We start from the raw sequence: 23500 nt of genomic DNA on the forward strand, positions 1-23500 counted from the left end.
CATCGGCGGCCGGCGCCGCCTTGCTTGCTCGATCGTTTATGGGTCGATCCATCCGATGTTGCCGTCATCACGGCGATACACGACGTTCAGCCCATTCTTACCTTCATTTCGGAACACGAGCACCGGTGCGCCGGCAAGCTCCATCTGCATGACGGCTTCTCCGACCGACAGAGAGGGAATGGGATGTTCCATCTCTGCTACGATAACCGGCTGGAGGCTTTCTGGTTCCGATTCTTCCCCTTCGCTTTCGGAGGCGAGGATATAGGCGGAAGCCTGAGAAAGTTCAATAGGTTCCGCCCGGTCGCGATGATGGTCCTTCAGACGCCGCTTGTAACGGCGCAACTGCTTTTCCAGTTTCTCGCTGCACCCGTCGAAGGCGGCGTAGATTTCGTGCGCGTTGGCCTTGGCCGTGGCCGTCATACCCGTGGACAAATGGACCGTCGCCTCGCAGACGAACTCGCTCGCGCTCTTGGAAAAGATGACGTGTGCGTCCGTGGGGCGTTCGGCATACTTTTCCACAATGGAGTTCAATTCGTTCTCGACGTGCGTCTGCAAAGCCTGGCCGACATCGATTTGTTTTCCACTGATTTGATAGCGCATTCAGAACCTCCAACATGTGAACAGAAATAACCTTGGGGCGGTGTTTCGCCCTGATTCAGGTCAAATCTGTGAGGGATATAATGACGTTTTCTGTGTGCTCGGCCTCGGCCCAGGTGATGGGTCGCTCAGCTCGAACAGTGCAAAAACTGAAAGCGTCATGCCCTTATTTGATCCGCGATATGGGCTACTTGTCAATGGACATTGCGTCAGCAGGCGGCGCAAGATCGCTCAGGATATACGAAAATTTTCGCCCAGGTAGACCCGGCGGACGTTCTCGTTCGACACGACCTCGGCGGGCGTGCCGGACATCAGCACCTGCCCGTCGTGCAGGATATAGGCGCGGTCCACGATCTCGAGCGTTTCGCGCACGTTGTGATCGGTGATCAGCACGCCGATGCCGCGTTTCTTGAGGTCTGCGACAAGATGACGGATGTCGCCGACCGAGATCGGGTCGACCCCGGCGAAGGGTTCGTCGAGCAGAAGGTACCTGGGCCGCGCGGCCAGACATCGGGCGATTTCCACCCGGCGGCGTTCCCCGCCCGACAGTGCAAGCGCGGGGGCGCGCCGCAGGTGCTCGATGGAAAATTCCGACAGCAGCTCCTCGAGCCGCTCGCGGCGCTTGTGGCGCGAATCCCTCGAGATATCGAGGATTGCCATGATGTTGTCCTCGACCGACATGCCACGAAAGATCGACATTTCCTGCGGCAGGTAGCCCACGCCAAGCTTGGCGCGGCGGTACATCGGCAGGGCGGTGACATCGCGCCCGTCGATACGCACATGGCCGCCCTCAGGATAGATCAGGCCCGCGATGGCGTAGAAGGTCGTCGTCTTGCCCGAGCCGTTGGGGCCAAGCAGCGCCACGACTTCGCCCTGGCGCAACGACAGGGTCACGTCCCTGATGACCACTCGCTTCTTGTAGCTCTTGCGCAGGTTTTCAACGGCAAGGCCGGTGCTTTCGTGGGCGATATGCAGGTCGGGCTTGGACATTTACTGGTTGCCGCCTTCGGGTTGCAGGATGGTCTTGACCCGGCCGGTGACGCGGGCGGTCCCGGCGCGGGTGTCGACGAACATCCGCTCGCCGGTCAGTGCGTTGGGCCCCTGCACCAGAAGGACATCGCCTTCCATCTCGATCAGACCGGTGTCGACGTTGTAATCGGCCTGGGACGCCTCGGCGGCATCCTCGCCACTGACCAGCGTGACGCCTCCGGTCGCCTGAAGCTGCTCGATCCCGCTTTGATCGGCTTTGTAGACGACCAGCACGCGAGGCGCCGAGAGGCGCATTTCGCCCTGCCCGATCAGCACGTTGCCAGTGAAGACCGCAGTGCCGTCCTGCTGGTTCACGTCCAGATTGTCTGCCGTGACCTCGACAGGCAGGGTGCTGTCCTGCGCCGTGTTGCCGAAGGCCACCTGCGCCCCCTGGGCGAGAGCGCCCAGCGGCAGGCAGAGCAGAATGAATGGAATCAAAAGGCGAAACGAATGGGTCACTGTTCGATGTCCTCGGCGGGCTGGGGCGTATATATCAGCTTCACCCCATCGGTGAAAAGCAAATGTGCCGCGCCGGTTTCCTCGTCTCCGGTCAGCACCATGCGTCCGGCGCTGAGGTCGCCGGGCGGACCCGTGCCAGAGATCTGGCCCGGCGTTTCGGCATATAGCACGTCCAGCCTGGCATCGAGGCGTTCGGTCCTCACCTTGTAGCCGGTGGTGGTGTCGACGTGGACATCGCCGATCAGCGAGGCGTTCAGATCGGATTGGTGCATGTCGGCGCGGTCGGAGGTCACCGTCACGACGCTGCCCGACGCCAGGCGCATCTCGGCGGTGACATCCTCGGCATTGATCAGGCGCGGATCCTGCGGGTTGGGCCGTGCGGTTTCGGCGGTGACCATGATCTCGTCCCCGCCGCGGGTGACGCCGGCGAAGGCGGCATTGGTTGCGCCCTGTTCCTGGGCGCGCTGCTCGAGGTCGATCTCGGCGATGGGGATGGATTTGGTTGGGTCGATATGGCGCGAGATCAAGAACAGGGTCGACAACAGGCCAAGCGCGGTCAGGGGCAGGATGATCTTCATCCATGCCACGAGCCGCGAATAGAAATTGTCGGTGGTTGCCATGATCAATGCGCGAAAATGTCCGTCTCCGGCCAGCCCGCAAGGTCCAGCCGGGCGCGCGTGGGCAGAAAGTCGAAACAGCTTTGCGCAAGCTCGGTACGTCCTTCGCGGGCCAGCCGCGCATCGAGTTCGGACCGTAACTGATGCAGATAGAGAACGTCGGATGCGGCGTAGTCCAGCTGAGCCCCGGTCAGTTCGGGCGCGCCCCAGTCCGACGATTGCTGCTGTTTCGATATGTCGACGCCAAGCAGTTCCTGAAGCAGGTATTTCAGGCCGTGGCGATCGGTGTAGGTGCGGATCAGCTTGCTGGCGATCTTTGTGCAGTAGACAGGCGCGGCGAGAGCCCCGAAAGCGTTGAACATCGCAGCGATGTCGAAGCGGCCGAAGTGGAAGAGCTTCAGCACGTTCGGATCGGTCAGAAGACGCTCCAGATTGGGTGCGCTGGTCTGGCCCTGCATTACCTGAACGATATGCGAATCGCCGTCGCCGCCCGACAGTTGCACCACGCAAAGCCGGTCGCGGTGCGGGTTGAGCCCCATCGTTTCACAGTCGATTGCGACGACCGGACCGAGGTCGAGGTCGTCTGGAAGATCGGATTTGTAGAGATGATTGGCCATGGTCCGCCGGGGTTGCTTGAAACGTATATAGGGCGCTGCCGCGCAATGTGAGCCTGCTTAAGCGAAAAGCTGCGTGTGCTCAATGAAAAGCCGGGACATCGCCCCCTTAGGACAGGTCACGATCAACGTGGGAATGTGGTATGGTACCGTCAAGCGGTGGTGACGGGCCGGCGTGAAGCCCCGATGTCCGTCACATCGGGGCCGACACCGATACCGGCGGTGTTTCAAGAATTCGACTTGAGTATTCAGTGTGATTGATCAGGGGCTGTTGTCGCCCGCAAGTCTTTTGAGCGAGGTTCACGATGGAAGATATCATCGCACTGCTGATGGCCCTGACGGCGCCCGAGCCGGACGGGAGGTACTTCGAGACCCTGTTGGCTCGGGGCGAAGGGGCTCCGGTGGAGATCGTGTCTTGTCGCGACCCGATGGCGATGTCGGAAATCGTCGGCGAGACGATCCTTTGTGGCACGGTCACCGTGCCGGAGGACCACGACGCGCCGGAGAACGGGCAAAGTGTCGACCTCGCCTTTGCGATCCTGCGATCCGAGACGACCTATCCGGCCCCGGACCCTCTGGTTTACCTGCATGGCGGGCCCGGGATCGGCAACCTGAACAGCGGTCTGAGCTTCATGGCGGACGCCTTTGCGCCGTTTCGTGCCAATCGCGACGTGATCATCTTCGATCAGCGGGCCGCCGGCATCTCTTCGGGCAGCGTGGTCTGCTACGAGCAGATTGCGCAGAATGTCAGCCAGGTCATTACCGAGGAGACCGGCGCGCTGGAGGCCGACCCGGAGGGAAACCCCGTGGTCAGCCAGTTCCTGAAGGATTGCCTGTCGGAGATCGAGGCGGACGGCACGGATCTTTCGAAATACAACACGCGCCAGAACGCGCTGGACGTGCCGATGATCCTGACGGCGCTGGGCTACGAGGAATGGAACCTTTACGGCATTTCCTACGGTACCAAGCTTACGCTGGAGGTGCTGCGCACTGCGCCCGAGGGTGTCCGGTCTGCCGTGATCGACGGGGTCGCGCCACCTTGGGTCAGGCTCTATGACACGCTGACCCTGCCACTGGCGGAGTCGATGCAACGGTTGGTCGAGGATTGCGCCGCGGACATGGTCTGTGACATGGCCTATCCCGATCTGGGCGAGGTGCTGCGCGACGTCATCGCGCGGTCGAAGGCGGGGGACCTGGTGGTCGACGGCGCGACCATTCCGCCGCAACTGGTGCTCAACTTCTTTTCGCAACGCAACGATCGGTTCAACCTCGGCTCGCTCACGCCGTATATCCCCGCGATGGTGTACGAGTTGCACAGGGGCGACGACACGCCAACGATCGAAATGGTCGTGAAGGACTGGGATTTTTCTGTGCCGCAACCGGATGCGGACGCAGTTCTTGCGGCACGGCGGGACGACCTGACCGAGCAGCAGATGCATCTTCTGCAAATGGCGCTGGGCGATGCCGCGATTATCGACGATGCCACAACGGCGCTCGGGATCGCCGTGGCTGACCTGCGCCGTCAGTTGCGCCGTGACCGCGTGCTGGGCCCGATGCCCGGCTTGTTCGATGCCGAGTTGTCTGCCGCCGTTCCCGACACGATCGTGACCTCGGATGCCGCCCGCGCGACGCTGGAAGGGTATTCGGCGTTGCAGCTGGGTGCGCCGACGCGCGAAAGGTTATCAATGTTCGTCGAAACGCATTTCGAGGGGCCGCATCTTGCGCGACTGCTCGCCATAGTCGAGGCCATGACCGACGAGGAGATCGCCGCGGTCTATGCCGACGCGGCGCAATCGGTGCAGACGCATACGTTGGAATTTCAGCAGAACTCCATCGACCTGATGCTCTACGCATGCCAGGAGGACATGCCCTACAATACGATGGAAGGTTACCGGCAGACGTCCGCGGAACAGCCTTTTGACGTGACGGCGTTTTTCGATGGCGCGGCGGCGGGTGTCTATACGGTTTGCACTGCGTTCACACCAACCCAGCGCGAAAATTGGCACGAGGTGGTGGAAAGCGATATTCCCACCGTCTCGATCGGTTCCGGATGGGACACGCAGACCGCTGCAAGCTGGGCGAAAGAAGCCACGCGCGGGCTGACCAATGCGCAGCACTTCTTCATCGCCGAGGCCGGTCACGGCGCGTTGGCCTATGTCGATTGCGTCGGAGACATGACCGCAGCCTTTGTGAACGATCCGACCCGGACGCTGGACAATTCCTGCGTCGAGGCGACGGCGGTTCCAGCGTTCCATATCGCACCGCGGGTCGACACGGCGCAGTAACGCCCAAGCGAAACGACGCCTGCTTGTCAGAACTGCAATCTGCCCGGGAAGGTGGTGCCGCTGAAGGGCATCGAAACCCTATATCATGTGGTTCCAATCTGTGTCACATACCCCGGTTTTTCAATAAAAACGGTTACTTCATCGTTTCATGCTGTTTCATGCTGTCGCGTTCTATACTATATATAGAGGTGGATTAAGAGGGGGACAGAGATTTGCCCGCGCAACACAAGCTATCAGCCGCCAAGCTCAAGAACGCGAAACCCGGCAAGTATTCCGATGGCGCTGGTCTATGGCTCCACAAGCGTGAGGACGGCGGGGCTCAGTGGGTGCTTCGCGTCACTGTCCACGGCAGGCGCAGGGAAATGGGTCTCGGTGCCCTGAGCGATGTCAGCCTGAAAGAAGCTCGCGATTCTGCCGAGCGCTGGCGGGCCGTGGTGCGGGAGGGGAAAGATCCGATCAAGGAACGAGAGCGCCTGCGCCGCGATGCGATGCGCGACGACCACACTCTATCCTCAGTGGCCGTGGAGGCATTCGAAGCCAAGAAGGCCGAGTTGAAAGGCGACGGCAAGGCAGGCCGGTGGTTCACTCCCCTCGAACTCCACGTCTTGCCCAAGATTGGAAAAGTCCCGGTCGAGGATATCGACCAGCGCGACATCAAGAACACCCTGGCACCTATCTGGCACACGAAGTCAGACACCGCGAGAAAGGCTCTTAACCGGCTGAGCATCACCTTGAAGCATGCCGCCGCCATGGGACTCGATGTGGATGTTCAGGCAACGGAAAAAGCCAAGGCGCTGCTGGGCAAGTCCCGACATGAAGCACGCAATATTCCAGCGCTGCTTTGGCAAGAGGTGCCAAGCTTCTATGAAAGCCTTTCCGAGGGAACAGTGACGCACCTGGCCTTGAGGCTCCTGATTCTGACAGCTCTGCGCTCCAAGCCGATCCGGTTCTGTCGTCTTGATGAGATTGAAGGCGACGTGTGGACCGTTCCGGCCGAAAACATGAAGTCGCAGAAAGGGTATGAGCAGGAATTCCGCGTGCCGCTGTCTAAAGAGGCGTTGGCCGTCATCGAGCAAGCCAAGCCTCTGGCGCGCGATGGCTACTTGTTCCCCAGCGTGCGTAGGGGCGTTCTGTCCGACGCGACGATGAGTGCATTGATGAAACGGCGCGGCATGGACGCCCGCCCGCATGGCTTTCGATCCAGTTTCAGAACATGGTGCGCCGAGGCGACGAGTACGCCGGAAAACATTGCCGAGGTGGCGTTGGCGCACGTGACCGGAACGAAAGTTGCCCGTGCCTATCGCCGCACGGATTTCCTCGATCAACGCCGTGTTTTGATGGCCCGTTGGGCGGATCACGTCACCGGCGAAAACACAAGTGAGGTGATTCGATTTGCTTAATCTGGAGAATTTAACTGGGCTTAAACTATTAGATTGTAACCTTTTTTCATTCGGAAAGAGGAAACATTTAATGACCGATAGAATACTGAGATGCAAAGAAGTTCAGCAAGCCATAGGGCTTAGCAGATCCACGATTTACCGTATGATTGAGCGCGGTGATTTCCCGCGACCCCAGAAGCTTGGCCTGCGCGCCATTGGCTGGCGGGAAAGTGCAATCAGCGACTGGATGGAGGCTAGATAGAGTAAAAATGCAGATTACCTCCCAAATGAAAGCGTTACGGCCAGGTGTGGCTCGCATCATCGAAATGCATTTGCCGCGTTCAATAGAAATGCTGCACGGCAGCCCTGTTAGTCGGCGTTACGCAGACATCATTCTCAATAGCCTGAAGTCGCCAGAGGCGCAGTTCGGCTATGGGTCTAAGGCGCAAGCTGAGGCCCTTCGACGTCTTTCTAGGGCCGCAACCGAATACGAAAGAGCAATCTCTGCTTTGCCGGAAGGGCTAAAAGAGAAGTTACATTGGGCAGCTGGACCTCGGACAATCGAAGCTTATGCACTGCTATATGACGTGACCCTCCTAACTGAGGAAATCAAAAGCGGATGTAAGTCACTACTGCGGGATCAAGAAAAGTTGCCGACGGCTAAAGCAAATCGTGATTGGAAGATGGCAGCTATAGCTGGCGCTTGCCGAGAGGTTTGGGCCATCGAGGAATGGCGCGTAAATTCCCAAGAGCGCGGACCAGAACCCGTAAGAAATGCTCTACTCCAAGAGTTCTATAGCGCCGAAAATCAGATGCTATTGGAGCGATACAGATATCATATCCAGAACTTTGCTCCAAAAAGCGAGAGACAGTCACCGGGGCCTATGGGCCGTATGCTTGAGGACCTTCTATCAACGATAGGAGGATATGAAGAAGGAAAGTCGCCGTCCGCTCAGAGCGCCCTTCGTTCGTGGAAATTTGCTGTCGACAGTTCTGCTGAACCAAATCAATAATTATGTACGTATAGACATTCCACAGAAACAAAATGCGTTTCTGTCGGGCGCAAGCAGTATCATTCGCTTCTACCTTCGACCATGCCGCCCCATGGTGAAGCGTGGCAAGGCCCCAGGGGTTAGCTTCACCCACCTACGTAGGTGAGGCTATGACGTATCTTAATCTCAACCAACTGTCACAAAAGCTTGGCGGTCGCTCCCGCAGCTCCCTGTATAGAGACGTAGAAGCTGGCCGCATTCCTGAACCGATCCGCTTGGGCGGTCGTCCGTACTGGATCGAAAGCCAAGTTGACGACGCTCTGACCAAGCAATTGCAGGATGCCGCTTAAACGACCCCCCACCCAAGAGGTTCGGGCAGGGGCGGTATTCGTTTATGCAGCAACAGAAACGTACCGCATCCGGCCCGTTCCTTCAAGAAGAAGGTAACGAGCATGAATAAGAAAACAGACACTAAACCGCCTCAAAACACCCAATGGATCATTTCGAGGCTTGATCTACCTCGCCGCCGAGGCGGAGCGCACTACGAGGTGCAACACGCGGACGGCAAGCGTGAATCCATCACCCTGAGCAACCGCAAAAGGCAGGTTTTGGACGCGCTGATGCGCAGCCCCATTTACTGCGCTAGCCCGGTTCGCCTGTCAGACATCGTACTGCTTTTGCGGAATGAAAACGGGCTCAATATCGAAACCGAGTTCTTCCAGGAGAATGATGGGATCGAGAACACGCGCTTTGGCATCTACGTCCTTGTAGACCAGGTGCGTTACCTGGGCGAAGTCAGCACTGTTGCCAGTCCCGCTGCGGAAAGCGAGGCGGCATGACCGAGTGTTCGCGAAAACCCGAGGATGACCTGCGGGGTTATGTGGAGGTCCGCGAAGGTTGGGGCGAGGAAATCGCCCCATACCGCTACCTGACGGTCTACTACGTCTATGACTGGTCCCGCCACCGGGACAGCGCGGCAATCGTCGGCAGCTTCAACACGCGCCCCAAAGCCATCGCGTTCGCAAAAGAGTGGGCCGAAGCCCATGAACGGGATCTGGCGACGGCAGAGGTTATCCCTCTTCGTCGGGAAAGCGGGGCTGCATGATGAATTCCAGCGCAGCCGTAATCGAAATGCAGGGCTACGCTCAGGGGGTGGTAGCAAGGGAGTTTTGCACCGGTTTACGTGATCGGCGGCGCGGCTACAGTCGCGGCAGAGATGGGGGAAAGCAGATGACCGGATTTGCAAAGCGTGTTGCCCGACTGGAGGGCAACCGCACTTCCAGGAAAGGATGGGTTCTCGCGGATGCCCCCACGAATTGGCCGGAAGAGAGATGCCTGAGGCGAGCCTTCGAGTTGCTATCGGGTGAACTCGATCAGACCGATGCGACGGTGGATGTCTGGCATCAGGAAGGTCTGTCAGACGTGTCCATAGTGTACGCCACAGACGACCTGTCCGGGACGCTGAGGAGCGTGGCTGAGCAGCGAAGGCGTGTTGGCGTGGAAGGGTGACTGCTTTGTTTCGTAATTTTTGTAACTGGCGGTCCGGCTGATCTTTCGTCAAATAGTAGACATTCACGCCTTTGCCGCGAAGGTCGAGACATCTCTAAAAAATCATTACTACTTCGTGTACCCGTCTTCTCCGAATGCGTCCGGGTCAAGAACTGCGAGACAGGCGTACACGCTGTCACGGACGCCGAGTTTCTGGCAGATGTGCCTCGATACGTCATTGTCTGAACGCACGCCAGTGTAGAACTCCTCGACGCCGAAATTGTCATACATATGGCGCACAGCAAGTGCCCCGAGATAAAGCGATAAGCTTTGTCCACGGTCCTCATGGCGTGTTGCAAGCATGCCCCACCACGAGGTCTTTCCGAAGCGGCTTCTAGGGTGGTTGCGCAGGCACGCCCCTGCACAGGCTGCAACGCTACCATCGGCTGCCTCGAGGCAGAAGTACACTGCATCGCGTACCTGCCCGAACAGCACTGGCGTCATTGGCGGCAGCACGCCGCAGGCCGTTGCTGTTTCCTCAAGGCCGTCGAGGATGTGAGTTGGTGTTTCGGGGCCTATCCGATGAAGCCTATATTGCTTCGGTAAATTGAAGTCGACGAGGTAGTCAGAGCAGATTTCAAGACAGTCACGCCTCCCCATAAACTGATCCCAGCGGTCATTAGCAAAACCGCGCTTTGCGTATTCTTCCGCAAATCGCTTTTCTTCTGACTTCGGGACGTAGTGATTAACAGTTGCCCCTTGCAGCGAGGCGAGTGAAACCACTTTGTCGGCGTCGGTGACCTCTGGACCGTCGATGCCCCACATGCGACCTTCTATTCCGTATGAAGGATGATCCTCCAGCAAAGGGGATAATTGATTTGCAACTTTTTGCATCCGCTTTTGAACATCGGATCCGAAAAACCGTGGTGTCATGAAAAGCTTCCCCAGCGAGATGTTCACGAATTTTAGGGTGCGGCCCTTTCGACAATAGGGCAAGGTTTTATTAAGCGCCCTGGGGCGAGGGTGCGGAAAGGCTTTTCCGCCCGGAAACTAATCCTGAAACGGAGTGTTTCGTACTTGGTCGCATTTGCCACTTTGTTGGCTTCAATAAGTCTCCTTCTCGACCACCAGAAGTTGCATTTCGCTCTGTACGCGGCGCAGTGTTTCCCGTGCACAGCCCGAAAGCGTTAAATCTAAAATCGATGCGCAACCTCGTAACCAGTACCCAGGTGGTCAGAAATGATGAGCAAGGCAAAAGCGCTAGAGAGTTTTGACGTCAAAGAGACTTGCGTTCCAGAAAAAAACGTCAAAGTGCGCAAACGTCGCTGCTATGCGATCCTCGTCATTGCGGTATTGAGCTTTCTGGTGTTTCTAAACTGAGCCGATTCAACGGACAGGATGGCGAACGCTCATCCATCTTTTGTGGCACCAATTCCAACCCTGCTGTATTAAAACCGGTTACTCCTTCTTCCACCGTCGGCCAGCGAGGGCGGATTCTGTAGTCTGGAAATTGCTTCAGATTTATAGGCAGTTGTCAATTCGCGAAAAAAAATGGAACAATGTTAAAAGCAGTGCGTTAGCTTGGCTAACTCCAAAGTAAGGTTGACCCTAGTGCACTGGACACACATATATTTGGTCTATACAGCGCTGTTACTGGTCGCGATTGGCGTCGTTTTTTTGATGCTGTGAACTCACGAGTTCACGAAGCAGCGAAAAACTTCCAAAAATGCGACGGCGGCTAGTCCAAGTAGGGCAATTCGAGAAAACAAAGGTGGGTGATCTTGTACGTTTCCCCACTTCATAAAGTAATCTCGCACCTCGTCGCTGGGTCCATACTTCTGGGCATAGGCCGCAAGTATTCGTTCAGCTTCTTTTACTCGTTCTTTGGTCAACTGAGCGCCTCCATGGCAAGCAGCTTCGCGTCGAAAGATTAATAAACCGTTACCCCGACGCAGGGAGCGGAACACCTCGCCAAGCGAAAGGAACTCTGGGAGGCGCGAGAAAATCGGGTGGGGCAACTTGTCCCACCCGAAATCGGGTACGGGAAACCCCCGAAGGCAGAAAGAGGTTTTGATACGGAAACGGCTCCCTCCACCGGGGTATCACTCCGAAGGGTTCAAGAACCGGCGGCCCGCTTCGATTCATCTGCACAGAGTCAGTCGCTTATCAACCTAAGCGAGGGGTCGTTTGATGAAGCTGCAATTGCCAAAGACTGCCTGCCTTTACCCAAAACGAAACGCAGTGGAGCATCTCCAGAGCACCACCGAACCGCACCTCGCACATATAGGTGACCAACGCCATGTTTTCGTCAACCAATTCTACTGAGTAGTCCGATAGCGGCAGCTTCACTTCGGTTAACCGGGCACGCTTTTCCGCGAAAGCCTTGCTCGTCCTTTCGTGGCGCTGCCCTAAGCGATCAACTTCGACGAACTTTGCAACAAGTGTGTAATTTACGTCGTCATTCTTGAAATTTAGGTCTTTATCCCAAAGCGATTTCTCTAAATCAGCGAGTGTTCTTTGGTCTTCTAGTGTCGGTTTCATCTCAGCGACGTAACTATGCTTTTTATTTTCGGGGAGTGAATCGTTGGTGCGTGAGCAAAGTTTGATTGCCGCTCATAGGGACACTTCCAATCTACTTCAAGTTGGTTCTCGCAATTTTGGATTGCAAAGAGCAGAAGGACAAACAGCCTTCCTTTTCTTGTTCAAAAGGCGTGGCACGACCAGCAACACGGTAGCGTTTTTGTCTCTGAATCTTTTTCGCGAATTTCCGTCGATACCTTCGACGCCTAGAATTGAGTTCTTCGCAAATCCTTCTATAAATTTGCCCCAGCTACGATGATAGGTTCATTCGGGTGCCCATGTCCAACTACGACCTTCGTCATGCTTCCGAGGAATGGAAACAGTTTCTTGGTCGCCATGACGCCGCCCTAAGGCAGCTGTTCATGCTGTCGCTCGACCCCGATATCGAAATTGATGAGAAGATATCGCGGCTACTGCGCCTGGGCTGCGATGCTCTAAATTTGCCGCTTGGTATTGTTAGCCGGATTGATGGCAGTGTCTACGAAGTGCATCACGTGTGTGGACCTGATTGGGCTCCAGAACCAGGCGCGACTTTTGATGTTTCGGAGACGTATTGCACGCATACCTTGGTGGCGAACGACGTGAGTTACTTCCATCATGCTGGTGGATCCGAAATCGCCGACCACCCATGCTATCAGAACTTTGGATTGGAGAGTTACATCGGTGTTCCTTTGCGCGTGGGTTCAGAACGCGTCGGCACACTGAACTTTTCAGGACCTGATGAGCGCAAAGCTTTCAGAGCGATGGAAGCCGAGTTGGTGCGACTGTTCGGGCGCTGGCTCGGTCAAGAGTGGCTTAAGTCGGTACGAGCACGCGAGATTGCGGAGAAGACCATGCTTCTCAATGCCATTGTCGAGGCGGTTCCGGACGCGATCATTACCGCAAACGATGAGCGAAGGATTCAGATGATAAATTCGTCTGGCGAGAAGCTATTTGGCTTAGACCGAGACAAGCTCGTGGGGCAAAGCACATCGGTTCTTTATCCCAGCGTCGATGAATACGAACGCCAAGGCGAACGGGTTTACGACACGGCGATGCAGAAAGCAGTGAACCGTTTTGAAATGAATCTTCGTAAGAAAGACGGATCAATATTCCCTGGGGAAGTTTTCATGGCCCCCCTCAACGGCGATGCTGGCGCAAAACTGGGAGTCGTTGGGGTGGTACGAGACATCAGTGAAGAAACAGCACTTCGCAAGGCCAAAGACGAACTCATCGCGACCGTATCGCACGAACTTCGTACGCCGATTACTTCGATAAACGGCGCTGTGAAACTCCTTACGATGGAACGTGAGCGGCTCCCCGAAAATATGCGGGTGCTGCTTGATTCAGCCACACGAAACGCTGATAGGCTCATACACTTGGTCGAGAATATTCTTGACTTGGAAAAGCTCAACTCAAATGAATTTTCTGCCGATCACCGAAAAATTGACCTGTCGGCGCTGGTTGCCAGGGCGGTTGAAGACATGCGCCCGTATGCCGCTCAGTACGACGTAGGGCTCGTTTTGGCGAGCAGCAACGCCAATGCAGGTGTTATAGTTGGCGATGAAGCTCGCTTGCTCCAAGTTTTGAGCAATTTGCTCTCGAATGCAGTGAAAGCCTCTTCGTCTGGAGGGGTGGTTGACGTCGGCCTAACTTCCAATGGGAACGGTTTTTGGATCCGCGACCAGGGCAAGGGCATCCCGGCGGCTTTGCAGCAAGAATTGTTCGACCGATTCACGCGGTCTCCGGAGAGTTACACCGCCACACAAAAAGGCACAGGTCTAGGCATGAGCATTGTTAAGGCCATTGTTGATCATCACGGTGGAAAAATCGAATTCGATACAACAGAAGGCAAAGGGACGACGTTCACTGTTTCGCTGTCCACGTAGCCATGCGGTAGTGCGCTAATACCTTTCGGCTTCTTCCGGCTTTTCACTAATAACACGTACCGCCACTGCATTACTCAAATCGAGTTATTTAATGGGCATGGACAAAGTAGAACCTAAACCAATTAGAAAGCAGTATCACTCGCGCATTGTTGGATCAGACCGATACATCTGGGATGTCCACCGGCTCATTCGTGCGTCCCGTGACCTTGAAGTAGAGATGTTTCCGGTCGCCGAAATATTAGAGGCCGATGAGAATTGGTGGTACAGTTCGGTTGAAGCTGTTCCGACCCCGAGGTCGCTCGCGCTGCACATGGCATTGATTAATGACGTAGATCCTAGTCATCCTATTATCCTAAGTGCCGAGGGGCGGTTGATGGATGGAATGCACCGCGTTGTAAAGGCGATACTGGAAAGCCGAACTCATATTCCGGCGGTGCGGTTTGCAAAAACACCCGCCCCAGACTTCGTGAACATGCGCATCAATGACCTGCCATATCCGGACGAAATTTTGTGATCCCGTCTAACTAAGCTGCAGGGTTGGGCCGCTCCTACTGCCAGCATTGATAACTTCCCGTTGCCGATGCCTTAGAGATTAGAGTATGGCAGACGTCCACGTAATTTCACGAGCCTAAGACAGGAGATAGTATCTACGTGGGCACCAAACCGCCAGTGTACAAGGTATTAGTGGCTACTCTTGAAATCTCGGAGAAACGACCATCACCATGAATGAAGCATTAGTAATGGTTCTGGAAGACGATCCAGTAATCACCTTGGGCTTGGAAATGGAACTGAGGCATCAAGGATTCGATAACTTAGTTCTTTGCAATTCCGTCGAGAGTGCGACCAGTGAAATCAGCCTTCGCATTCCAAAAGTTGCCATCGTCGACTTCACAATTGATGATAGTAATTCAAGCGTCTGCATTGCTCAAAGGCTAGTCCAAAACGCCTGTCGCGTAGTCTTCGTCGCAGATTTCGAAGCGGACGTGCGCAATTTGCCTAAGACGCCGCGGGACTGCGAGGTGATAGAAAAACCATTTCGGGACGCAGAGGTGGTTGAAAAGATTTCGCTTTTACTTCGTTCTCCCGAAACAAATTGATATCCGAGTATTCAGGAGAGCCGTCCCGACAGACGCTGATCGTAAGTAAAGGTCGACACCACTAAAAGTGTGATTGTAACAATTACAACGGAACCCTCACTTTAAGATAAGCGACGAGTTGTCGATGCCTCTGAGCTGAGCGGCTACAATTATGCACAGATTTTTTTTGCTCCTCTCCCCATTACTCCTCAAATCGATAACGCTTTGCGTTGAAATTGGTAACGGAAATATTGAGCGGGCATTTTCAACAAATCTGGTACAAGTTTCCATCCGTATGGCTTCTTGGCTGTGATAGAAACGATCAAGAACTGCGCTTAAACGCCGAGCGCAATTTTTGCTTTTAATATACTTTTTGACTCAACCATGGTACGTTGTAGTCACGCTCTCGGGTGTACGGCCTTGTCCGGATACGCTTCCCTCGGGGGTGTAATACGTACTAACTCCCTTTGACGCCCTGGCCTTCGCGGCCGGGGCGTTTCAACTACTTCGAAGTAACAACACCCGTGATTTGATATCCTTACATAAAAAAGCGACCGAGATAGGCTCGGTCGCAGTGATATAAGGAGATCCAGGCGAGGCGAATGGATTTCAACAGCCTCGCCAACGTCTCTCAACCTAGACGATTGCGAGCGACATTTCCACTCGGAACGCAACCAGTTTTGGCTCCCGTTCTGTCGCCAGGCCGCCTTTCAGCGGCCTGACGCATTTTGCATTCGGGGGTTCAGCCGTCGTTTGTGCCAGTGGTCGCCTCTGCACCAGCACGGGCCCCCAATTGAGCCTGGATGCTATCGCGGAAGTCTTGAGCAGCCATGCCGATGGAGACACCAGCCTCTGAATCGGTCTGCAGTCCAGCTGCGTCTACCGCAACCTGATCAACACCCAGGCCGAGGCCGGGATTTACGTCGATCACGGCTTGGGCAGTTCCTGTGGCGCTCGTGCGCGTGTCAGCAATGGTGCCGATGGACTGACCGTCTGCGGATGCGACTTCAGCACCGACGTTCACACCAGCCGCTGCGTTGTCAGTTGCAGCGTTCGAAGACGTGTTTGCATTGGAATCAACGCCGACATTCCCGGTGTCGGTGCTCACACCTGCGCCAACTCCAGCGTTTGCGCCAACTCCGCCAACGCCCGCATCAGCGCCTACACCGGCATTAGCGCCCACTCCAGCGCCAACTCCGCCAACGCCAGCCTCTGCACCTGCATCTGCGCCGACGCCTTGTGCATACAGTGGCAGCGCGAGGGTCGAGGCCAGTGCGGTGGTCAATGCGACTGTCTTGAGTTTCATTGTGCTAACCTTTCGTACTTGTCCAAGCTACAGGCCGATCAGACGACCTGCTTCGAAAGGGATAAGCACGCACGCAAAAATTTCGATAACCCTCCCGATCCGAGCAGTTCAGACGGCAAAATCCAGCTTCTTTCGCGGATAACGACGGCAATCTACCGCAAGGCGTGACATGCGATTGAAACAAAGTTCGAAGACTTACGTGACAGTTCGTTTTTCGAAACGCGTTGTTTCGCAGAAAACCCGCAACGGCCAATTTAGAACACATTCGAGCCACATTTAGCGCACGGACAAAACGCAAAGATGGCTATCAGTAACGAGTGTTTATAACTGATTTCCATGACGAAAGCGGCGACCGTGTGTGATTTGCGGTTGCCGCATTTTTCATTTCTGGAGACCGTTTATGCCAAAACAATGGCTGAAGCAGCTCTAGTCTATCGCTTTCAAAGCCACGCCTGGGCCTGCGGCTACCTGGCCGTTATCGAGAAACTGAACTGTCTGGCAATCGATTGCAGGATTCGCCCTATCCGCAGGGGAAGGCTTCGGAGTATGCAGTCCAGATCAAGGTCCGGGCACTGGTGTGGCGAGTTTCAGGGTTATTTGTGAGGTACTTTATCACGACGTCCATCAGTTGTTCGTTTGAAGCCTCAGACGGAACGCAGCTGCCTGTAATGACCCCGACTGCATCATTTACAGCATCTGTGCCCAATCGAGGGTTGGCCTGCATTACAGCCAGAGTGCCGCCCCAAGGAGCGCCCTCCGAATACCCGATGATGTAGCCAAGGCAAAACCCGGCCATGACCTGGTTATCGCTCGTACAGGTATCAAGCAATTGGTTGCCAGTAATCTGCTGCGCGCTGGAACTCGTCGCTATTGCCGTCAGGCAACAAGCCATAGAGGCGAACCTAAACCACTTCATGGTTTATCCTTCTTCAATCTCACACCTACGCCTCCTCCATTCTCTGGAATGAACTCCACCCCGGCAGCTTCTAGAGCTTCTCGGATAGCATCGGCGGTTTCAGTTCGACCGCCAATAGGCCCGGTAGAAGCTTCGAGCCTTTTGATCGTTGGAATGGACACTCCTGACTTTTCAGCAAGGTCATTTTGGGACCATTTCAGTAACGCTCGTGCAGCTTTCACCTGCTCAATTGATACTTTTAGTATTGACACGCGCCCGCCCCTATGGTGATACTTTTGGTATCATATCACGAGTGGAGGTTTCCGCAATGAAAGACTGCCCTGAAAACATAGACACCGCTGGCAAACGCATCGCTTGGTTCTGCGAGCATTTTGATGTTTCGCCCCCGACACTGGAGCACGACGACGATGAACCCGACGCGATCCTGCTCACTGACGAGCTTATGACGTGGATCAGAGTACAAGGCGCATCCATGGATTGGGTGTTCTGTGGCGGCGTTGCAGGGATGGCATCGGTGTTTCGTGAGAAGCACAAGATGGACCCTGAAACCGCTCACTTCTTTGATTTGCTCCGGAAGCTCGATCCGCAAGAGCGGGAGGTCATCGTTGGCGCGCTCAAGGATAACGCAAGCGGCAAGGTTGATTTCTCCGATGCAATGGAGAACGCGCAGAAGCGAATAGACGACCTGCGTGAGATGCAAGTGACTACGGGAAAAGGAGGCTCAGCATGAACCCGCAACGTGAAGCCTTTGAGGAAACCGACGGTCTGCTTCACCAGACCACCAGTCTCTTGGACACGCTATATGATCTGGCGATGGACAGTGACACGCTCGGCAATTCTGAACCTGAAGCGGTGCGGCTCATGACCCTGCTGGAAATTGCGCGTGAGAAAGCCCAGGAGGCGCTGCAGGCGCACCACAAGCGGGGGTGGGACTAGGTTCGGCGAACGGATCAGAAACAGCAAAAATTACTTCCAACCAGAACCCCAGGAGGGAACACGAATGAACGACTTGAGCCTGCCCAAAGACGCCACGCTTTCCGACTGTGAGCACTACTCGATCATGCTGTGTGGAGTGATGGAGGGCGTGAACCACCTCGACAGCGAGGGACACAGCAACGCCCGTGTAGCGGTCGCTGAGGTTGCGGAAGCAATGATGAACGAACTCAGCATGGCCCTTCAGACACTTTCAAGCGAAAGCAGAAATAGGATCCTGGGTGTGAAAGGAGTTGAAAACTGAAAATCGCCCTTATCCTTGTCGTCGGAGGCAGCCTGCATTCGTGGGCTGCCTTTCCCCATTAAGGCTATTTCAAAAATGACATTTCAGTACGACATTAACCGCCAGTGGTCTGACCAGTTCATACCGCAAATCAAAAGCATTGTCGGTAGTCACCTGTTGCAGGCGGCTCCCGATATGCTCGACATGACCCAAGCAACGGATCTGGTGATGCTGGACGCCCGCGACATGCGGATTGCCGCTCGGGTACGCAGGCCGGGATATGCCGACCGCTACCCGTACCAGTTTACTGTGCGCTCCCGGCTTCCCTCCGGCGCGGAGACGGAGCTTTCCAAGATAGTGAACGGGAAAGGCGACTGGCTGTTCTATGGCCACGCCAACGCCTCTCAGACGGCTGTAGAGCGGTGGTACCTGATCGACCTCAACGCCTTCCGAGCCGCGCTGATCCGGCAGGGTGCGGAGGGCCTGTGTTGGGGCAACAAGTGCAATCCAGATGGAACGCGGTTCACCTGGTTTGATGTGCGCAGCTTTCCGGCCGATCCGCCGTTGGTGGTGGCGAGTTCCTGATATAGACCTCCCTACAAAGTAATCAGAAACTCCCGTCGACTTACAATCCGATAGGTTTGTCTTCCGAATTGCCAGAATACGACAAAAATTGGGCATAGTGGCACTTTGCGGTCACAATTATAATTGCCAAGATTATCAGCATAGCAAGTGAGAATATTCGAATCACTTTTGAAGTCCGTGGCAACCTCACATGGGGTTGCCACATTTGTAACAACACGACTGTGTTTGTCGCTCGAGTATTGGAGGGGCGCAAGTGCACTGGAAAGAATGCGCCCGATTAAGGGATGCCGATGTTACGGGATCGCGTTTGAGCTGGCCATCAAACGGTTGGAACGACTTCGACTGCCAACATGAACTCACCATTTCTGACGTGTGGGGAGGAATCTCGTGGCTTTGGACATGGCCAGGAGACTGGATCCTGTCGAGGGAACCCCTGCCGACTTTCTTTGAAATTGAAACGTCCACCGCCATTGGTACCAATGCATCCACAGCGCTGACATGGATAATACTGTATTGGGCATTTTCACCCACCATCAAAGCTCTTGTGACGCAAATGAGCAGAAAAGCTTAAAACGCGAACAGTCGTTGCGCGGGGTGGACTAAAGGGTGGATGGAAATTAATTGAAATCGCACAAGCGATTGATTTTACATGGTTTTTCTTGAAAAAGTGGTGCCGCTGAAGGGACTCGAACCCCCGACCCCATCATTACGAATGACGTGCTCTACCAGCTGAGCTACAGCGGCCCCGTGGAGCGCGGCTATAGCACTCCAATCCGTATCCGAAAAGGGCTATTTTTCGGTCTCTTCGAGGCGGGTATCCTCGACGATCTCGGCATCCGCGACCTCGGACTCGTCGGCCTCGTTCGTGCCGGTCCTGTGCGTGTCGACCCCGCTATCCAGCGTATCCGCCGCGTTATCCGGTTGGGATCCGACGATCAGGGGCAGCATCTCGATCCCGGTGGCGGAAGACACGGACGAGGCCGGCGGCGCCCGCCAGCTCAGCGTGTCGAAGGCGTTGCAATTGTCGCAGGACGGAGCCCACTGAGCGTGGATGTGATGGCAGTTTTCACACACCCATTGCGGCCCGCGCGGCGCCGACAGGGCGCGGGCGAGCCAGCCCTTCACCACGCTGTCCGACGCGCCTTCGCCGCGTTCGATGGCGGCCATTATGGTCAGCGCGCGGGCATCGGGGTCGACCTCGGCAAGATCGCCCAGCGCACGGCGGGCGGCGGGGAAATCCTCTGCGGCGAGGTGCAGTTCGGCATCGATCAGGCGCGTCTCGCGATGATCGGGATGGATTTTCAGCAGCTTGGAGAAGCGCTTGATCCGGGCCTGCGGCGTCTCTTCGGGTTCGATCTCGGCGAAGGCGGCGGCAAGGTCGGGATGAGGCTGGGCATCCCATGCCTTTTTGATCACCCGGGTGGCGTGGCGCTTGTTGCCCTGTTCGATATAGCCGCGGGCGGTCAGAACGGCGGCCGGCACCAGATCGGGCGAGAGCTTGTTCGCGGCGATGGCGGCCTCGCGGGCCTCGATGCTTTTGCCTTCGTCCAGAATGTCGCGCGCCTCGGACAGGGCCAGTACGGCGTCGCGGCGGCGGTGAACGTCGCGCGGCAGGTTGCCGGATTTCAGCTTGGCGCTGAGCGTTTCGCGCGCGCCCTTCCAGTCGCCGGTCTGGGCTTGCAGTTTCAGCAGCGTGTCCTGCACTTCCTCGTGTTTGGGTTTGAGCGTGAAGGCGGTCTTGGCGAGCTTCAGCGCGGTTTCGGTTTCACCATCGGCCAGCTTCTGGCGCAGGATGCCGCGCACGCCGACGAAGCGGGTCTTCTCGTTCGTCAGCAAACGCTTGTAGGTTTCCTCGGCCTTGCGGCGGTTGCCCGACATCTCGGCGGCCTGCGCGGTGATCAGGTTGGTGAGCGCGGGCTTGTTGAGATAACGTTCGGCCTTGCCAGCCTTGGCCATGGCCACTTCGCCCTCGCCGGACGCCAGTGCCATCATGCCCTCGGACAGTGCCTGATAGCCCTTTTCCTGCCGGTTGCGCTGGAAATAGCGCGACAGCGCGGTGTCATCGCCGTTGATGAAGTGCAGGACGGCAACCAGCAGCGAGACGATCTTCAGGATGAGCCAGACGGCAACCACCAGCAGGACAAGCGCGATCACCGCCATGAGCGGGGTCAGGTTGAATTCCTGTCCGGCCATCACGATGCGCACGCCGCCGTCGAGTTCCAGCAGATAGATCGCCCCCCAGCTGGCCGCGGCGACGAGGCCGATGAAGAGGACGATCTTGATTATGGACCACAACATTCTCTGACTTCCCCTGGCGTTTAATTCAATGTCTCGCTCAGCGACTGGGCCGCGCCCAGCGCCTCGCGCCGTTGTGTCGCCCGTCCGGCCCAGTCTGACAGCTCGGCGCGGCCTTCTTCGGGCAGGGCCTCGATCTCCGCCAGGGCGTCCTGCAGCCGGCCGTCGCGGATCGCCGCCTCGGCGCGCGACAGCACCGCGTCCGGGTCGCTGCCCTCACGTGGTTCGAGCGAACGGACCCCCAGCTGATTGCGGAGAAAGCCCGACAGGCCGGTTCCTTCGCCGGTCACGTCACGGGAGGCTTCGAGTGCCGCCCGGGCCGCATCGGGAAAGCTTTCCTGAAGGCTGGACAGCGTGGCGACACCGGATTCGGCGGTTGAGACGAGAATTTCGGGAACCTCGACATCGGTATCCTGCAACTCGGCCACGGCCCCTGCGAAACCCGAGCCATTGTCGAGCGCAGCCAGGATACGGCTGATTGCGGCGCGTTGCATCGCCGCGACCGCGGCTTCGTCTGCGGCGGTTTCGGTGTTCATCGCCTCGTCGATCAGGGCCTGCAATTCTTCGCGCTGGGCAGCGAGTTCCTGGCGGGCGGCGTCGAGTTCGGCCTCGTAGGCCGCGACGGCCGCGGAATCGGCACTTTCTGTGACCGGGCCCTGTTCGACATCGCGCAACCGCGCATCTAATGCCTCCAGCGTTTCCTCGGCCTCGGCGACGCGTTCGGACAGGGTACCGAGCGCCTCGACCTGAGCCTCGAGCGCGGCGTCATCGGTGTTGGTGATGCCGCCGACCTTCTCGGAAAGGGATTCGATCGTGCCGGATTGGGCATCGACCCGGAGTCCCAGGTCGCTGACTTCGCTGGCGAGCGCCTCGTCGCGCAGAGGCTCTGTCTGCGCGAGGCCGAAATAGGCCGCGGCAAAGCCGATGGCGCCCGCGACGATGCCGCCCAGGACCAGCGCTGCGGCGCCCGGGCCCTTTGCCGGCTGCCGGGTGGTCGCGGGAAGCGCCGTGGCCGTGGTCGTGGTCGTGTCGGTGGTGTGATCTTCCGTACCGCTCGGTGGAGGCGCATCCTCGGGATCGGTCCTTTCGGCGGCTGCATTTGGCGCGACATCCTGAGCGGAGGGATCTTTCTGCGCGCTGGGGTCGTCTGTGGCAGCCGGCTCTTCCTTGGCCGGGTCTTCGGATGACGTGACGTCGGCCGCAGTCGGGGCGGAGTCCGTCTTGCCTTCCTCCTGTGCCTTCTCACCAGAGCTTTCGGTGGCTTCGCTCTTTTCTTCGGAAGTTTCGTCCGTTTGCGACGCATCCCGGTCGAACGTGTTCTTCGCCTTGGACGATGGTTTCTTTGCCACTTGAAAACCTCTTTCGAATCTTGCCGCTAATGCCCGGTGAGGCAAGCTTACTGTGGGCCGGTACTGCCCTCAAGCCGGTTGGCCTGAGACCATAGTGTTGCAACACAGGCGAGCATGGCCTGCCTGTCGGGTGACTGCGCGACCTCGATCCGGGCCGCGTTTTCCGGGGCAAAGACCCCGGCTGCGGCATCGCTGATTGCCGCGATATGCAAGTTAGTGCCATTTGGAAGCGCATCTAGCAAAAGCTGAGCACTGCGCGGTGAAAAGACAGGTGCGATGACGGTTTCCGCCTGCGCGATCCGGGCGTTGGCATCGTCCGGCAAGGGGACCGCTATCTGGCGGTAGACCGTCGCCTCTGCAGTCTCTATTCCAGCGGAACTGAGGTGTCGGGCGATATCGAAAGCGATGTGGTCGCCGCGCAGGTGAAGGCAAGGCGTCGCGGGGGCGTCGTGACGGATCCGGGTTGCAAGCTCGCGCCCGGTTCCGGGGCCGACACGCGGAGACAGGCCGCAATCAAGCGCTTTTTCGGCGGTTGCCGTGCCCACGGCGTAACAGGTGAAATCCCGCGCCGATGTTGCCTGGGCAAAGCTGGCGACGGCATGGGCCGAAGTGAAGATCAGCGTGGGATAGCGCGTGAGGTCGGGCAGGTCCGTCAAAAGCTGGATTTGCAGCAGCGGGGCGATGCAGATGTCGGCCCTGGGTCCCAGTTCCGCCCGCACCGTGTCGGCGAAAGCCTTCGCCGCGTCGGCGGGTCTGGTGATCAGGATCAGCGGCGACATGCACGCTCCGGAGTTGTTTGTGCGTCCCTGCGGTGTTACCTGCCACGAAGGCGTGGCGCAACGGGCGTGA

Annotated in this window: 27 protein-coding genes and 1 tRNA gene; 14 read left to right on the top strand and 14 right to left on the bottom strand. The window is 57.0% G+C overall.

What is annotated here, in order from left to right; genetic code table 11:
- Positions 1 to 36 precede the first annotated feature (36 nt).
- The 5 genes from hpf to RBB31_RS00545 all read right to left on the bottom strand — a co-directional run bounded on the left by hpf (position 37) and on the right by RBB31_RS00545 (position 3319).
- Positions 37 to 600, bottom strand: a complete 564-nt coding sequence (gene hpf, locus RBB31_RS00525; protein WP_306127305.1) for a ribosome hibernation-promoting factor, HPF/YfiA family — start codon at positions 598 to 600, stop codon at positions 37 to 39.
- Between the two features lie 228 nt (positions 601 to 828).
- Entirely contained in the window at positions 829 to 1587 is a 759-nt protein-coding gene (lptB, locus tag RBB31_RS00530; protein ID WP_306127306.1) for an LPS export ABC transporter ATP-binding protein, read from the bottom strand.
- Complete coding sequence (gene lptA / locus RBB31_RS00535) at positions 1588 to 2085, bottom strand: lipopolysaccharide transport periplasmic protein LptA (RefSeq protein ID WP_306127307.1); 498 nt, start codon at positions 2083 to 2085, stop codon at positions 1588 to 1590.
- A complete protein-coding gene (gene lptC, locus RBB31_RS00540; protein ID WP_306127308.1) occupies positions 2082 to 2705 on the bottom strand; it encodes an LPS export ABC transporter periplasmic protein LptC in 624 nt (207 codons plus the stop codon). Before lptC ends, lptA begins: the two co-directional genes overlap by 4 nt.
- A gap of 2 nt (positions 2706 to 2707) precedes the next feature.
- The gene (locus RBB31_RS00545) at positions 2708 to 3319 is read right to left on the bottom strand and encodes a ribonuclease D (RefSeq protein WP_306127309.1); all 612 of its coding nucleotides are present in this window, start codon (positions 3317 to 3319) and stop codon (positions 2708 to 2710) included.
- A 302-nt stretch (positions 3320 to 3621) separates the two neighbouring features.
- Between RBB31_RS00545 and RBB31_RS00550 the strand changes: the two genes are divergently transcribed.
- The 6 genes from RBB31_RS00550 to RBB31_RS00580 all read left to right on the top strand — a co-directional run bounded on the left by RBB31_RS00550 (position 3622) and on the right by RBB31_RS00580 (position 9077).
- On the top strand, positions 3622 to 5601 hold the full coding sequence (locus RBB31_RS00550; RefSeq protein WP_306127310.1) for an alpha/beta fold hydrolase: 1980 nt from the start codon (positions 3622 to 3624) through the stop codon (positions 5599 to 5601).
- A gap of 212 nt (positions 5602 to 5813) precedes the next feature.
- Positions 5814 to 7001, top strand: coding sequence for a site-specific integrase (locus tag RBB31_RS00555; protein ID WP_306127311.1), 1188 nt, complete (start codon positions 5814 to 5816; stop codon positions 6999 to 7001).
- A 70-nt stretch (positions 7002 to 7071) separates the two neighbouring features.
- On the top strand, positions 7072 to 7242 hold the full coding sequence (locus RBB31_RS00560; RefSeq protein ID WP_306127312.1) for an AlpA family transcriptional regulator: 171 nt from the start codon (positions 7072 to 7074) through the stop codon (positions 7240 to 7242).
- A gap of 7 nt (positions 7243 to 7249) precedes the next feature.
- Positions 7250 to 7993 (top strand): hypothetical protein, encoded by a 744-nt coding sequence (locus RBB31_RS00565; protein ID WP_306127313.1) that lies wholly within the window; start codon positions 7250 to 7252, stop codon positions 7991 to 7993.
- Between the two features lie 431 nt (positions 7994 to 8424).
- The gene (locus tag RBB31_RS00575; RefSeq protein WP_306127315.1) at positions 8425 to 8811 is read left to right on the top strand and encodes a hypothetical protein; all 387 of its coding nucleotides are present in this window, start codon (positions 8425 to 8427) and stop codon (positions 8809 to 8811) included.
- Positions 8808 to 9077, top strand: coding sequence for a hypothetical protein (locus tag RBB31_RS00580; protein ID WP_306127316.1), 270 nt, complete (start codon positions 8808 to 8810; stop codon positions 9075 to 9077). The genes RBB31_RS00575 and RBB31_RS00580 overlap by 4 nt, the downstream gene beginning before the upstream one ends.
- A 512-nt stretch (positions 9078 to 9589) precedes the next feature.
- Here RBB31_RS00580 and RBB31_RS00585 read toward each other — a convergent pair.
- Positions 9590 to 10420 (bottom strand): hypothetical protein, encoded by an 831-nt coding sequence (locus RBB31_RS00585; protein WP_306127317.1) that lies wholly within the window; start codon positions 10418 to 10420, stop codon positions 9590 to 9592.
- Between the two features lie 282 nt (positions 10421 to 10702).
- On the opposite strand from RBB31_RS00585, the gene RBB31_RS00590 reads away from it, so the two are divergent.
- Complete coding sequence (locus RBB31_RS00590; protein ID WP_306127318.1) at positions 10703 to 10840, top strand: hypothetical protein; 138 nt, start codon at positions 10703 to 10705, stop codon at positions 10838 to 10840.
- 786 nt (positions 10841 to 11626) lie between these two features.
- Here the strand turns inward: RBB31_RS00590 and RBB31_RS00595 are convergent.
- Positions 11627 to 12001: a hypothetical protein gene (locus tag RBB31_RS00595; RefSeq protein WP_306127319.1), complete on the bottom strand. Its 375-nt coding sequence runs from the start codon at positions 11999 to 12001 to the stop codon at positions 11627 to 11629.
- A gap of 317 nt (positions 12002 to 12318) precedes the next feature.
- Here RBB31_RS00595 and RBB31_RS00600 point away from each other — a divergent pair, with 317 nt between their 5' ends.
- From RBB31_RS00600 to RBB31_RS00610, 3 genes are all read left to right on the top strand, one after another.
- The gene (locus RBB31_RS00600; protein WP_306127320.1) at positions 12319 to 13908 is read left to right on the top strand and encodes an ATP-binding protein; all 1590 of its coding nucleotides are present in this window, start codon (positions 12319 to 12321) and stop codon (positions 13906 to 13908) included.
- A gap of 97 nt (positions 13909 to 14005) precedes the next feature.
- Positions 14006 to 14422, top strand: a complete 417-nt coding sequence (locus RBB31_RS00605; protein WP_306127321.1) for a hypothetical protein — start codon at positions 14006 to 14008, stop codon at positions 14420 to 14422.
- Positions 14423 to 14630: 208 nt separating this feature from the next.
- Positions 14631 to 15005 (top strand): hypothetical protein, encoded by a 375-nt coding sequence (locus RBB31_RS00610; protein ID WP_306127322.1) that lies wholly within the window; start codon positions 14631 to 14633, stop codon positions 15003 to 15005.
- A 721-nt stretch (positions 15006 to 15726) separates the two neighbouring features.
- Here RBB31_RS00610 and RBB31_RS00615 read toward each other — a convergent pair.
- The 3 genes from RBB31_RS00615 to RBB31_RS00620 all read right to left on the bottom strand — a co-directional run bounded on the left by RBB31_RS00615 (position 15727) and on the right by RBB31_RS00620 (position 17457).
- Positions 15727 to 16290 (bottom strand): hypothetical protein, encoded by a 564-nt coding sequence (locus RBB31_RS00615; protein WP_306127323.1) that lies wholly within the window; start codon positions 16288 to 16290, stop codon positions 15727 to 15729.
- Positions 16291 to 16810: 520 nt separating this feature from the next.
- Positions 16811 to 17206, bottom strand: a complete 396-nt coding sequence (locus RBB31_RS20530; protein WP_371931276.1) for a Rap1a/Tai family immunity protein — start codon at positions 17204 to 17206, stop codon at positions 16811 to 16813.
- Positions 17203 to 17457, bottom strand: a complete 255-nt coding sequence (locus tag RBB31_RS00620; protein WP_306127324.1) for a helix-turn-helix domain-containing protein — start codon at positions 17455 to 17457, stop codon at positions 17203 to 17205. The genes RBB31_RS20530 and RBB31_RS00620 overlap by 4 nt, the downstream gene beginning before the upstream one ends.
- On the opposite strand from RBB31_RS00620, the gene RBB31_RS00625 reads away from it, so the two are divergent.
- The 4 genes from RBB31_RS00625 (at position 17355) to RBB31_RS00640 (ending at position 19007) form a co-directional block, all read left to right on the top strand.
- Positions 17355 to 17936, top strand: a complete 582-nt coding sequence (locus tag RBB31_RS00625; RefSeq protein ID WP_306127691.1) for a hypothetical protein — start codon at positions 17355 to 17357, stop codon at positions 17934 to 17936. The genes RBB31_RS00620 and RBB31_RS00625 overlap by 103 nt on opposite strands.
- Complete coding sequence (locus tag RBB31_RS00630; protein ID WP_306127325.1) at positions 17933 to 18142, top strand: hypothetical protein; 210 nt, start codon at positions 17933 to 17935, stop codon at positions 18140 to 18142. Before RBB31_RS00625 ends, RBB31_RS00630 begins: the two co-directional genes overlap by 4 nt.
- A gap of 64 nt (positions 18143 to 18206) precedes the next feature.
- The gene (locus RBB31_RS00635) at positions 18207 to 18443 is read left to right on the top strand and encodes a hypothetical protein (protein WP_306127326.1); all 237 of its coding nucleotides are present in this window, start codon (positions 18207 to 18209) and stop codon (positions 18441 to 18443) included.
- A gap of 75 nt (positions 18444 to 18518) precedes the next feature.
- Complete coding sequence (locus RBB31_RS00640) at positions 18519 to 19007, top strand: hypothetical protein (protein ID WP_306127327.1); 489 nt, start codon at positions 18519 to 18521, stop codon at positions 19005 to 19007.
- A gap of 668 nt (positions 19008 to 19675) precedes the next feature.
- Here the strand turns inward: RBB31_RS00640 and RBB31_RS00645 are convergent.
- The 4 genes from RBB31_RS00645 to RBB31_RS00660 all read right to left on the bottom strand — a co-directional run bounded on the left by RBB31_RS00645 (position 19676) and on the right by RBB31_RS00660 (position 23430).
- A tRNA-Thr gene (locus RBB31_RS00645) sits at positions 19676 to 19751 on the bottom strand.
- 45 nt (positions 19752 to 19796) lie between these two features.
- Positions 19797 to 21305, bottom strand: a complete 1509-nt coding sequence (locus RBB31_RS00650) for a heme biosynthesis protein HemY (RefSeq protein WP_306127328.1) — start codon at positions 21303 to 21305, stop codon at positions 19797 to 19799.
- Positions 21306 to 21325: 20 nt separating this feature from the next.
- Positions 21326 to 22651: a hypothetical protein gene (locus RBB31_RS00655; protein ID WP_306127329.1), complete on the bottom strand. Its 1326-nt coding sequence runs from the start codon at positions 22649 to 22651 to the stop codon at positions 21326 to 21328.
- 47 nt (positions 22652 to 22698) lie between these two features.
- Positions 22699 to 23430 (bottom strand): uroporphyrinogen-III synthase, encoded by a 732-nt coding sequence (locus tag RBB31_RS00660; RefSeq protein WP_306127330.1) that lies wholly within the window; start codon positions 23428 to 23430, stop codon positions 22699 to 22701.
- Positions 23431 to 23500 lie beyond the last annotated feature (70 nt).

The sequence above is a fragment of the Roseovarius sp. MMSF_3350 genome (assembly GCF_030733425.1).
Classification (GTDB): Bacteria; Pseudomonadota; Alphaproteobacteria; order Rhodobacterales; family Rhodobacteraceae; genus Roseovarius.